Source organism: Shewanella sp. Isolate13, from assembly GCF_022398325.1.
In the GTDB taxonomy this organism is placed as follows: Bacteria; Pseudomonadota; Gammaproteobacteria; order Enterobacterales; family Shewanellaceae; genus Shewanella.
Genome location: NZ_JAKEVD010000042.1, coordinates 25,831 through 36,563, shown reverse-complemented (window position 1 = coordinate 36,563; position 10,733 = coordinate 25,831). Strand labels below are relative to the sequence as shown.

Below are 10,733 nucleotides of genomic sequence, written 5' to 3'. Positions count from 1 at the left end.
GGGTTATTAATGGAAGCGCTGGAGGGATATAGCCAGCTTGTCGTTAATAATAGTAAATGGAGTTTTCTATGAACAATATAATTATTGGAATAATGCTTTCATTGATTGTTTTTGGTGTTAGTGCCACACCTCCGCCAGTCGTGGTACCACCCCCGGTGCCATATTTAGAATGTACTTTAGGTCAGGTGGTTGAGCTTGAGGCTGAATTTGATATCCCCAAATTTAAGAAATATCAAATACCGAAAGGGGAGAGGTTTAGAAAATGTTTTAAATTAGTCGGTCATTCAGATGAAGTTGGCTTGTTGGTTGTCCGTACCGCTGTAACTAATAATGATAAAATTACAGTCGAAGAAGGACCTTATAAAGGGGAGCCATCGTTGGCAATGCAGGCTGTAAGCCGTGAAGTTTTTAACTTATCTGACTCATTTAATGCAGTAAGGCAAGATCAAATCTTATATCCGGTTTTTAGTACCGAGGTATCAACAACAGAAGACCGAGAAATCATTTTTGGATATGAGCTGACCAGTCAAGGTTCATTTGCTTTAACCGTAGGAGTTACAACAGACGATCCGATTAGGTATGTCCCAAACAAAGATGAGACATCCTCCTCTTCCACTCCAACATCAAGTAGTAGTGCATCAATACCAGAGTTACTCAACATTGAAGGGGAATCATCGGGCGTTAACAGCGCCCTTTTTTATTGTGTAGCGTGAACCTTTTCATCCGCAGCATCGTCTTTATTAAAAACAATCATGGAGAGCCTTTATCAGCATACAACAAGCGCAGATCGAACTTTGGGTATTAGAAGCTCAGGCAGGAAGCCGTGATGCATTTTCTGCCCTATGTCTGCACTTTTATCCGAGCGCGATTAGCTTCGGGGTCAAATTATGTGGACAACTGCCTATGGCAGAAGACGCTACGCATAATGCGTTGATCCGCTTATCTAAGACCATTACGCGATTAGAAGATCCTGCGGCGATAAATAGTTGGATATTTAAGCTGGTTCGCTGGCAAGTGTTAGACATCATTAAGCACGAGAGCCGGTATCAAGCGCTGCAGCCTAGCGATCTTCAGCAAGTTACGGCCATGGCTGAAGACGATAGTTTAACTCAGGCTATTGCATCTTTGCCAAAGATAGAAGGGCAGGTTATTCACCTGTTTTACCTCGAGGGCTTGAGTGCAAAAGAGATTGGCAATGTACTTGAGATCCCTACTGGAACGGTCAAATCACGCTTATTTAGGGCAAGAGAGCGCCTAAAGCAAGCATTAGTGCAAATATTAGAGCAGGAGTAAAGGTATATGGATATCGACAAGAAGATCCGTCAGCAATTGATTAAAGAGTCCGAGCAGATAAACAGCCAGCTTAAAAGTGACCCCAGCCTGTTTGCCATGTTGGGAGATGCTTATAAGGGGCGTTTGGGGGGCTGGATGATATTAATGAGCATTATTGCTTTTATGCTGAGCTTGCTTATGTTGTGGTCTGGCTATCAGTTCTTTTTTGTGGTCGTCAGTCCGGTGGCGTTGATCAAGTGGGGCGTAACCTTGCTCCTTGCAAGTATGATGCAAATTGCGATTAAGATGTGGATCTATAACGAGATGAATCGCAACGCGACTGCACGGGAGATAAAGCGTTTGGAACTGGCCATCGCTAAACTTCAATCCGTAGATGATTAGTTTATTGGGCGTGAACTGAGCTATTACCATTGCATTAGGATCGGTTCACGCTTTTAGGTCTAGCGATGGGGAAGTTTAGCCAGTTATAAAAGCTCTGCCACGATCTGCTTTAGTAGAAAGGTTTCTCGCTCAATCGACATGCCCTTCTTAGGACTGTTAGCCATAGTGTGCTCGTTGTGAGCGATGGCTTGATGAATATTGATCCACACTGGGGCCATGCCGTTTTGGATCTCATGGGCTTCTAATTTGGTTTCGCCGAGTTCAGGGTGAATATCGCAAACAAAGCAAAATGATTCCATATGCACCACTTCGAAGCCATCCCTATTCCAAGGGCGAAACTCTTGGTAGCGACCAAACTCACTGACAATCTCAATATGCCGCGCCCCCGTTTCTTCCTCTAGCTCACGAATGAGGCCGCTTTGAATCTCTTCACCCTCATCGATGCCACCACCTGGAATACTGTAGTCATGGTAGCGCTCGGTATAGAGCATTAAGATCTCCTTGCCTTTGAGGATGATGCCGCGAGCAGCTTGGCGATGAAAGCTTTTAGCTGTAAGTTCATCTGCGGCAAGGTGGGCGATATCGGCATGAATGGTAGATTTTAACAGGCGCATAGGTTAGCTCGGCTCAAGTTGACTAGGAATCGCTGGGGAGAGTAAAGACGCAGGATTATATCCTAAGCCCTGATATTCGGCGATAACTTGGTCTATGGTTGTTTTTTCTTTTTGCTGCTCAGCAGTGAGCAAGCCATTTTGCTGCGTTTTTAATAAACCTTGCTCAATGTTTCGATAGTGCTTTAGGCTTTTTTGCAAGTAGTCCCTGTCAAGCTCGCGGTCCAGATCCCACATGACCGAGCCCACAGAAGTGAGTGGGATCTGGCTAGTAGTCGACAGATGCAAGATCTCGTAGAAACGTTTATTTTCTTGCATCAAGTGCTCATTGACTAGACCTAAGCCCAGTTGTTGCATTGCTGTGCGCACCTTATAGATGTGGTGCACGGGGCAGAGAATAAACTCCAGTGAGTGCTGCGGGTGGCGAGCCATAATTTGCTGGACTAACTCAATAGTGAGATCGCCGCCGACCCCAGCGATAATAATGAGCTGACGCTGGGACTTTTCGGCCAAATCGAGCTTAGCCACATCGACGCAATGTACTTGCCAGAGGCTATCTGCTGACGGGACGCATAGCGATGCTATATCGAGCGAAGGTTTATCAAGCTCTGCATCAGGGAAGAATCTTTGTAGCTTCAGTTTTACCTCAAACATTAAGTTTGGCACAACATCGACAAAATGGATGTTGCGAGCCGCCTTTCGCTTTAACAGTGCAGCGCCTAATAAGCCATGATCACAGCAGCAGTCCCAAATATGATCGTAAGGAGCGTTAATTAGGGTATTTATGTGCTGCAGACGCTGGCTGATCTTCAAGGGAGTTCTCGGTGACATTGAATAAGGGCGGCTATTTTAAATGAAACGACCGGTGTCGAGTCAATAGCCGCGAGCCAAGAGGCAGTGCTAGAGTCGTTAATTGAGCGGGAACTAGAGCTAGAGCTAGAGCATATCTTGGTTAACAACGAGGGTGACAAGTTGAGTCGATGCTGATTGTGCGTTCTGGGCTTCTAGAGAATGAGCTAGCATAGAGTTCGCGACTTTTTCGGCCTCAATCGGGCGATACTGCTTGAGAGAACCAATAAACAGCGGCGAGATAAGCTTAAATAGCAGTTTGCCTATATCTTCTAGTGTGCGATTTTCCTTGCGCTCACCTAGTAATAAGCTGGGTTGAAACAGCCATAATCGCCTAGACCTTTCTGGTTTCTGGCTTTGATTTAGCTGTTCAGCAAGAGCCTCTTGGGTTTCACCCTTGATACGGTTATAGAAGGCACTTGACTGACTGTTTGCCCCTAGTGCCGTAACCACATAGTTATTGCTTGCTTCACACTTAGCAATAAACTCGATACAGGCTGTTTTATCCACCGCGATAAAGGCTGCTTGGCTACCGGCTTTTTTAATCGTGGTGCCTAAGCAGCAAAAGGCATGTTCGACTGCAAAGGGGAGTACTAGGCTGGGAAGCTCACTGAGTTGACACGAGATAAAGCTGACTTGTGTACCTTGCTTATTGAGGTAGTGCGGCTGCTTTCTGCCAAGCACTAGAATATTCTCATATTGCCCTGAATCGATTAATTTCTGTAGCAGTAGTTGTCCAATAAGTCCTGTGGCACCAATGATAGCGGCGTTCATTTCCAGCCTTAGTTAAGGGGATTGATGATGTCAGTTTAGTGAGTATGCTCAAGGAAGCAAATACTATTTGTTTAGGGTTAATTAGGGCAAATAAAAAGGCCTGCATGGCAGACCTTTTTATGATGTATCTATAGGGTGAATTACTTGTACTGCGCCGTAAGTTTAGCTATTTCAATGATGGTTTCTGTCGCTTTTACCATAGACTCGACACACACATATTCGTGCTTACCGTGGAAGTTATGCCCGCCGGTGAATAGGTTTGGACAAGGTAGCCCCATATAGGATAGACGCGAGCCATCGGTTCCACCACGAATAGGCTTGATTATCGGCTCTATGTCTAAGTTTTGCATCGCTTGTTTAGCGATGTCAATAATATGCGGGTGCGGCAAGACTTGCTGCTTCATATTTAAGTAGGAGTCTTGAATCTCTATCGTTAACTGGCCAATAGGCAATTCGGCATTATATTTTTCGACCAGCTCAGTCAACCAACGTTTTCTCTTTTCAAAAAGCTCAAAGTCAAAATCGCGAATGATATAGGTCAGTGTCGCCTTTTCGGTAACGCCTTCCATACCAAGCAGATGAAAGAAACCGTCATAATCGCGGCTGTGCTCTGGAGTGTCTTTTAGTGGCATTTTTGCGTGGAATCGTGCCGCGATGGTTTGCGCATTAACCATAACGCCATATGCGGTACCTGGGTGACAGTTGTTACCCGTTGCGGTGATTACCGCGGTGGCTGCGTTAAAGTTTTCATACTCAAGCTCACCGACTTGGCCGCCGTCAATGGTGTAGGCCCATTGCGCACCAAAGCTCTCAACATCGAAATGATCAGCCCCGCGGCCAATCTCTTCATCAGGTGTGAAACAGAGTCGGATTTTGCCATGGGGGATCTCTGGATGAGTCAGTAGATAGTGCAACGCACTGATGATCTCGGCAATGCCCGCTTTATCGTCACCCCCTAATAGGCTACTGCCGTCAGTTGTGATAAGGGTTTGGCCAACATATTGCTTTAGGCTACTAAACTGTTTTGGTGACAACACCTCTTCGAGGCCCAACTGAATATCTTCACCATCATAGTTTTCAATAACTTGTGGAGATACATTCTCTCCGCTGTAGTCTGGAGCCGTGTCTAAATGAGCGATAAAGCCGATACTGGGGACGCCCTCTACATTAGCGGGGACCGTTGCAGTTAAATATCCTTTATCTGAGAGTTGTACATCCTCAAAGCCAAGGCTGACAAGCTCTTGACGTAAATGTTGAGCAAATACAAATTGGCTATGAGTGCTAGGTACATTCTGACTTTGGCCGTCAGATTGAGTGTTAAAACTGACGTAACTCAAGAATCGCTCAAGTAGCTGCTGCTTCATAATTTTAGTTTCTAAAATAGCAAAAAGTGTTCCGAGTCTAACAAGGCAAAAGTGGAAATCATTAGATATCGATCAAGTTTTTCTCAATAGATGAATAATTCGTCAGGCTAATCTTGATAGAAATATTAGTGAGCGCGGCGCTATCGTGTTGCCCATGGTTTGGTTATATTGGCAACAGATTTATTGTTTAAGAGATAAATATAAATGGATATAGGTTGGCTTCAGTTAGGCCTATTTATGCTGGTGCTCTTGGTTCCTATGGCGATAGGGCGCTATTTTCAATTGGGTCTTAGCCGTGATATGACCTGGGCGGTTGTGCGTATGACGGCGCAACTGATCTTGGTTGGCCTCTACCTGCAATACCTTTTTTTACTCGATAATCTCTGGGTAAATCTTGCTTGGCTATTGGTGATGCTATTGGTGGGTTCGAGTGCAATTATTAGTAAGGCGAAACTGCCTAAGAGATTGCTTTATATTCCTGTGTTCTCAGGCTTAGCTTTAGGAATGTTTCCAGTACTGTGGCTGATGATAGTCTATCTCTTGTCTCCTGAGCCGCTTTATACCGCGCAATACCTAATTCCGACGGCGGGGATGCTGCTAGGTAATTGCTTGAGCGGCAACATAGTTGCACTGCAGCGGCTATTTGGAGCCTTTAATGATAGAAAGCATGAGTACCAAGGCGCGTTGGCATTGGGCGCTTCACCAGCTCAGGCGAGTCTGCCATTTGTGCAGACGGCTATGCAACAATCGTTCGCGCCAATTTTGGCCTCAATGGCAACAATGGGGCTGGTTACATTACCGGGAATGATGACTGGACAGATATTAGGCGGCGTAGATCCGCTTATCGCAATCAAGTATCAGCTGGTGATCTCAGTGGCTATTTTCGTTACCTTATCGATATCGGTATCAACTACCTTAGTGCTTTGTATTCGCTCGGCAATTACTGAGTCTGGGCGTGTACGGATAAGTATTTGATTTAATCCCTAAAATAAAAATGGCTGCAGAGCAGATGCTGGCAGCCATTTTTTTATTGAAAAAGGAGAGGGTGCTTTAAAGCACTAGCTCCATATCCAGCTCAATATCGGTGCAACCTTTCTTGCAGCAGATCCCAGAAACACTGTCTTCTTGTCCTTTTACTGGCAATTTCATCTCAAGTGCTTGATTGCACACAGGGCAGAGAACAGTGTTACCTTTAAACACTCTTTTGATCAGGTTTTTCTGTTCATTAAAAGATTTTGCTGTGGTGTCATTGATCACCGAGAAATCCATTTTTGCCATAAATAATTTTTGCCTTTGAATTTGCTAATCACAATATTGATTGTGTCTCTACTCCGCAGTATATATAGGCTTTGAGCCGTAATAAAGCCCTAGACTGAGGTTTCTTAATTGAGAAGGAGGAACTCTCTGAGTATACTTAGCCACTTATTTTCCCCCTAATTAGAGTTAATTTAATCATGAGTGACAAAAAGCAAGCGAGTGGCTTAGAGACTGCCCCTGAAGAGGTGCAATTAGCCGTCGATCTGATTTTTTTGCTCGAGAGTAATCAGATAGCGCCCAACACAGCTTTGGCTGCGCTTGAAATTGTAAAAGCTGACTTAGAAGCTAAACTTAACTCATAACTTTTTACTTTAATTTCTTTTATTTATTAACAAGCTATAGCTCTTCTCGGTTGTCGGTTGATAGAGCCTAAACTAAATGTTGCCGTTCAATGGAAACTAGCATGACCATTTCTTTACTCGACCTTGTTGCCCCTTTCTGCTTTATTGCTAGCTGGGTTGGCTATACCTACTTCGCTAAACGTAAAGCAAAGAACACCAACTGTATCGCTCGCTGCCTGCATCAACATCGTATTCATTGGATGTATGAGCTACTAGGTCGAGAGGTACGAGTCAGTGATGCTGCGCTGCTGGCAAACCTTGAGCGTAATATCGCCTTTTTTGCCTCAACCACCATGCTAGTGTTAGCGGGTGTGTTAACCCTGTTTGCTCAAGTCGAGCGCTTAGAGGCTGTGATCGCAACAATCCCGTTTGCCGCCTCTCCTAACCATGCCTTGGTGCAACTTAAGCTTGGTATGTTGACTTTCATCTTCGTGATGGCGTTCTTTCAGTTCACCTGGTCGATGCGCCAATATGGCTTCTTAAATGTGATGGTGGGAGCCGCGCCTGTCGATAAGACAAGTTCTAATGAGAACCTTCGCCGTTATGCTAGACAGATGGCAGTGATTCAGGATCAGGCGACCCACTCCTATAACTACGGTTTACGTTCTTACTACTTTTCGATGGCGGCACTGTGCTGGTTTATTCATCCGCTAGCCCTGATCTCTGCGAGTATTTTCGTGGTATACACCCTATATCGCCGCGAGTTTAAGTCAAAAGCGGTTATGGCGATTACCGAGGGGCAAGATCTGTTACAACTAGAGCGTGATAAGCGGACTAAGCTTGCTCAATAGTGGCCTCGAAAATAGACTTGGCATCAATTTGGGCGTTGAGTCGAGCGGCAAGTAAGTAAATCCCCGCTAATTTTCTGTGAATGAAAATGGCGTCGGCCGGCGGGGTATGCCATTTATCGGATTGGGTGCTCATTGACATTCCCGCCGCTTTCAACCTCGTCGCTAGGCTAGACTGGCCAAAGTCATAGGCTTGTTCACTTCGAAGTGGCTCGCAAGCTTGATAGAAAATATCTAAAATGATCGCCTTTTGTTGCTCGCTAATCGCTTGTTGGAAGAAGCCTATTTTTTGGGCTGCATCTTCCATTAAGACTCTGTCATTCACCTTTGCCGCTTTCATCAGTTGTTCGTAATTATCGGATAGCGGAGTCGGAATTTCACGAGTAGCGCCAAAATCAAGTAATACAATCTTCTGCTGTGAGCTTTGGTATTGATAATTGGCAAAGTTAGCATCAGTTTGAACGAGCTTAAATTCGAATAACTCTCTAAAAAATAGCTTTAACAGTTCACTGGCAACTGTGTTGCGCACGTTTTGGCTTAAATTGGCGACTGACTCTATGCTTTGCGCTTCGATAAAATCCATCACCAGAATATCTGCAGTGCATAGTTCGTCATACGTCGCAGGCAGCACAAAGGTATTGTCATCGCCAAGAAGTTGCTTATAGCGCAGTAGCATCGCGCGTTCTGCGCGGTAATCAGTTTCTATATGTAACTGTTTTTTTGCTTCAAGTAATAATGGCTCAAACGTAAGACCTTTTGGAATTAATTGCGAGACTCGAAGCAAGGTGGCGACGTTATCAATATCACTATCGATACTATTACGGATCCCTGGGTACTGGATCTTGACCGCCAGTTTGTTGCCATTGGCCAGAGTCGCTTGATGAACCTGACCGATTGAGGCAGCGGCAAATGGACGTAATTCAAAATGTGCAAATGGGGCCAACCAATCATCTCCCCAATTGTGCTTTAGCATGGTGACGAGCTGTTTATAGGGCATGATTTTGGCGTCGGATCTTAACCTTGCTAATAGATCACTTAACTCTTTTGGCATCAGTTCGCCAGAATCCATAGAGAGCATCTGGCCGACTTTCATCGCCGCGCCTCTCATTTGTGCCAGCTTGTCGGCAATATGGCCAATATTAGTTGGTGTTAGCATTAGCTCTTGTAGCTTAGGTGTTTGCCCCTGAGTAAATCTTTTTGCCCCTTCGACAGCTATGTTTCCAGCTAAGCGTGAGGCCAAGCCTCCTAACGAGCTGAGCCGTGACAGGCGACTACTGGGAACGCTAGCGGTTTGGGACTTTTTCATCTACAGACCTTAGTTCTAAGTTGGCAATTGAGCCAAGTGAAAATACAAGGTTATATCAATACATTATTGAACGATACATAGATGCAATACGTGATATAGCGGGTATGGATCATTGGCCTGACTTTAAACAAGAAGCAAGCTGCGAGAGACCATGTTATCAATGGCTTTCTCTGTGTCTGTGAATCGTATAGTATTGCCGACTATTTTTCAGCGCACTTAGGATCAAGATTTTGCACAGCATCGAGCAGTTAGCGTTAGGGCAGTTACAGGGAATTAAACGATTACAGCTTGCTGAGGGTTTAACGCAGTTTCCACAAGAAATTTTCTCTCTGGCTAATAGCTTAGAAGTGCTGGATCTATCAGATAACAAACTGAGTGAGTTACCGGATAATTTAAGTGACTTGCACCAATTAAAAATCCTGTTTCTAACCAATAACTGTTTTGAATCTGTTCCGTTAGTACTGGCACAGTGCCCTAAGCTTGAAATGATCAGTTTCAAGTCGAACAACTTAAAGCATCTTCCTGAAAATGCTCTACCGGTTAATACCCGCTGGCTTATTTTAACGGATAACAATCTTGTCTCTTTGCCAGAAGATATGGGTAGGTTACTTCGATTGCAGAAATTGGCGCTGGCGGGTAACAAGCTCACTTGTTTACCTGAGAGTATGGCTAAGTGTCGTAATCTAGAACTCGCTCGCTTATCAGCAAATGGCTTTAAGTCATTGCCAGATTGGTTATTTCAATTACCTCGCCTAAGCTGGTTAGCCGTTGATGGCTGTCCGCTCACTCCACAGCAGGACTTGGCTGAAAAAGCGCGTAAAGATGTTGGCTCAATGCCTTGTGTTAGCCTAGACGATATCGAGCTAAAAGAGGTGATTGGTCAAGGCGCATCGGGTGTGATTTACCGTGCCAAATGGCTTAATCAACCTCTTGAGTTGATGGCGACACCTGCCGATATCGCGGTAAAAATATTTAAGGGGGAGGTTACCAGTGACGGTTATCCAAAAGATGAATTGGCTAACTGTTTGCAGGCGGGGCAACATAGCAATCTGATAAAGGTCATCGCTAAGCTCAAGCAGGCTGGTGAATCTGGTCTTGTTATGGAGCTTATCCCAAGCCATTACCAAAATTTAGGCCTGCCGCCCTCAATGGATACTTGTACCCGAGATACCTTCTCGGATGAGTCTCAGTTTGAGTTGCAAACGATATTACTTACCCTGAAACAGATGGCGTCGGGTCTGACTCATCTGCACCAAAATCAAATCAGTCATGGTGATATTTACGCCCACAACACCATGTACTCTGCCAATGCAGAGATCCTGTTTGGCGACTTTGGTGCCGCGACAAATTTACGCCAACTGCCGTTATTGCAAAGAGAGGCGATGGAGGCAATAGAAGTCCGCGCCTTGGGCTGCTTAATCGAGGATTTGCTCGAACATTGTCTGCAGCGTCCAACGGATGCAGAACAAACGGTACTTGCCGAATTGTTGGAGTTAAAACTGGCCTGTTTACAGCCGAATTTGGGATTCCGTCCACGCTTTAAAGAAGTGGATGCACAGTTACTGAAATTGCTTAAACTGCTAGAGATTGAAGTTTGCCAAAATGCAGAGTCGTTAAACATATAAACGCCGTCAATTGACCAATGCACCCACTAAGAGAAGTGACCTAGAGAAAATCTGATAACTTTGAAAGATAAGAGTGGACCACAG

The 10,733-nt window shown here is 44.9% G+C and carries 13 protein-coding genes; 7 read left to right on the top strand and 6 right to left on the bottom strand.

The genetic code is table 11. The annotated features are described in order from the left end of the window. Positions 1 to 68 precede the first annotated feature (68 nt). From L1D44_RS19185 to L1D44_RS19175, 3 genes are read left to right on the top strand one after another with little or no spacing between them, the layout of a single operon-like run. Positions 69 to 713, top strand: a complete 645-nt coding sequence (locus L1D44_RS19185; protein WP_239892886.1) for a hypothetical protein — start codon at positions 69 to 71, stop codon at positions 711 to 713. 52 nt (positions 714 to 765) lie between these two features. After that, complete coding sequence (locus tag L1D44_RS19180) at positions 766 to 1,293, top strand: RNA polymerase sigma factor (RefSeq protein WP_345773642.1); 528 nt, start codon at positions 766 to 768, stop codon at positions 1,291 to 1,293. 6 nt (positions 1,294 to 1,299) lie between these two features. Further along, positions 1,300 to 1,674, top strand: coding sequence for a DUF6768 family protein (locus L1D44_RS19175; protein WP_220770940.1), 375 nt, complete (start codon positions 1,300 to 1,302; stop codon positions 1,672 to 1,674). 83 nt (positions 1,675 to 1,757) lie between these two features. Here the strand turns inward: L1D44_RS19175 and L1D44_RS19170 are convergent, their stop codons facing one another. From L1D44_RS19170 to pepT, 4 genes are all read right to left on the bottom strand, one after another. After that, the gene (locus L1D44_RS19170; protein ID WP_239892885.1) at positions 1,758 to 2,288 is read right to left on the bottom strand and encodes an NUDIX domain-containing protein; all 531 of its coding nucleotides are present in this window, start codon (positions 2,286 to 2,288) and stop codon (positions 1,758 to 1,760) included. A 3-nt stretch (positions 2,289 to 2,291) separates the two neighbouring features. Next, positions 2,292 to 3,116, bottom strand: coding sequence for a tRNA (adenine(22)-N(1))-methyltransferase TrmK (locus L1D44_RS19165; RefSeq protein WP_239892884.1), 825 nt, complete (start codon positions 3,114 to 3,116; stop codon positions 2,292 to 2,294). A gap of 105 nt (positions 3,117 to 3,221) precedes the next feature. Then, positions 3,222 to 3,908: a nucleoside-diphosphate sugar epimerase gene (locus L1D44_RS19160; RefSeq protein WP_239892883.1), complete on the bottom strand. Its 687-nt coding sequence runs from the start codon at positions 3,906 to 3,908 to the stop codon at positions 3,222 to 3,224. Between the two features lie 140 nt (positions 3,909 to 4,048). Beyond that, positions 4,049 to 5,272: a peptidase T gene (gene pepT / locus L1D44_RS19155; RefSeq protein WP_220770943.1), complete on the bottom strand. Its 1,224-nt coding sequence runs from the start codon at positions 5,270 to 5,272 to the stop codon at positions 4,049 to 4,051. A gap of 204 nt (positions 5,273 to 5,476) precedes the next feature. On the opposite strand from pepT, the gene L1D44_RS19150 reads away from it, so the two are divergent. Then, the gene (locus L1D44_RS19150) at positions 5,477 to 6,247 is read left to right on the top strand and encodes an ABC transporter permease (RefSeq protein WP_220770944.1); all 771 of its coding nucleotides are present in this window, start codon (positions 5,477 to 5,479) and stop codon (positions 6,245 to 6,247) included. A 75-nt stretch (positions 6,248 to 6,322) separates the two neighbouring features. Here the strand turns inward: L1D44_RS19150 and L1D44_RS19145 are convergent, their stop codons facing one another. Then, positions 6,323 to 6,550, bottom strand: a complete 228-nt coding sequence (locus L1D44_RS19145) for a hypothetical protein (protein ID WP_202721754.1) — start codon at positions 6,548 to 6,550, stop codon at positions 6,323 to 6,325. A gap of 176 nt (positions 6,551 to 6,726) precedes the next feature. On the opposite strand from L1D44_RS19145, the gene rsmS reads away from it, so the two are divergent. Further along, on the top strand, positions 6,727 to 6,891 hold the full coding sequence (gene rsmS / locus L1D44_RS19140; protein WP_220770945.1) for a pleiotropic regulatory protein RsmS: 165 nt from the start codon (positions 6,727 to 6,729) through the stop codon (positions 6,889 to 6,891). Between the two features lie 101 nt (positions 6,892 to 6,992). Continuing rightward, the gene (locus L1D44_RS19135) at positions 6,993 to 7,721 is read left to right on the top strand and encodes a DUF599 domain-containing protein (RefSeq protein ID WP_220770946.1); all 729 of its coding nucleotides are present in this window, start codon (positions 6,993 to 6,995) and stop codon (positions 7,719 to 7,721) included. Here the strand turns inward: L1D44_RS19135 and L1D44_RS19130 are convergent. Next, the gene (locus L1D44_RS19130) at positions 7,705 to 9,024 is read right to left on the bottom strand and encodes an AarF/ABC1/UbiB kinase family protein (RefSeq protein ID WP_239892882.1); all 1,320 of its coding nucleotides are present in this window, start codon (positions 9,022 to 9,024) and stop codon (positions 7,705 to 7,707) included. The two genes, L1D44_RS19135 and L1D44_RS19130, sit on opposite strands and share 17 nt — an antisense overlap. 230 nt (positions 9,025 to 9,254) lie before the next feature. Between L1D44_RS19130 and L1D44_RS19125 the strand changes: the two genes are divergently transcribed. Further along, positions 9,255 to 10,649, top strand: coding sequence for a leucine-rich repeat-containing protein kinase family protein (locus tag L1D44_RS19125; protein ID WP_239892881.1), 1,395 nt, complete (start codon positions 9,255 to 9,257; stop codon positions 10,647 to 10,649). Positions 10,650 to 10,733 lie beyond the last annotated feature (84 nt).

What these genes read in the sequence shown, in the direction of transcription:
- L1D44_RS19130 (WP_239892882.1), bottom strand. Translation starts at nt 9,024, where the DNA reads ATGAAAAAGTCCCAAACCGCTAGCGTTCCCAGTAGTCGCCTGTCACGG.
- L1D44_RS19165 (WP_239892884.1), bottom strand. Translation starts at nt 3,116, where the DNA reads ATGTCACCGAGAACTCCCTTGAAGATCAGCCAGCGTCTGCAGCACATA.
- L1D44_RS19150 (WP_220770944.1), top strand. Translation starts at nt 5,477, where the DNA reads ATGGATATAGGTTGGCTTCAGTTAGGCCTATTTATGCTGGTGCTCTTG.
- L1D44_RS19185 (WP_239892886.1), top strand. Translation starts at nt 69, where the DNA reads ATGAACAATATAATTATTGGAATAATGCTTTCATTGATTGTTTTTGGT.
- L1D44_RS19145 (WP_202721754.1), bottom strand. Translation starts at nt 6,550, where the DNA reads ATGGCAAAAATGGATTTCTCGGTGATCAATGACACCACAGCAAAATCT.
- rsmS (WP_220770945.1), top strand. Translation starts at nt 6,727, where the DNA reads ATGAGTGACAAAAAGCAAGCGAGTGGCTTAGAGACTGCCCCTGAAGAG.
- L1D44_RS19170 (WP_239892885.1), bottom strand. Translation starts at nt 2,288, where the DNA reads ATGCGCCTGTTAAAATCTACCATTCATGCCGATATCGCCCACCTTGCC.
- pepT (WP_220770943.1), bottom strand. Translation starts at nt 5,272, where the DNA reads ATGAAGCAGCAGCTACTTGAGCGATTCTTGAGTTACGTCAGTTTTAAC.
- L1D44_RS19160 (WP_239892883.1), bottom strand. Translation starts at nt 3,908, where the DNA reads ATGAACGCCGCTATCATTGGTGCCACAGGACTTATTGGACAACTACTG.
- L1D44_RS19175 (WP_220770940.1), top strand. Translation starts at nt 1,300, where the DNA reads ATGGATATCGACAAGAAGATCCGTCAGCAATTGATTAAAGAGTCCGAG.
- L1D44_RS19135 (WP_220770946.1), top strand. Translation starts at nt 6,993, where the DNA reads ATGACCATTTCTTTACTCGACCTTGTTGCCCCTTTCTGCTTTATTGCT.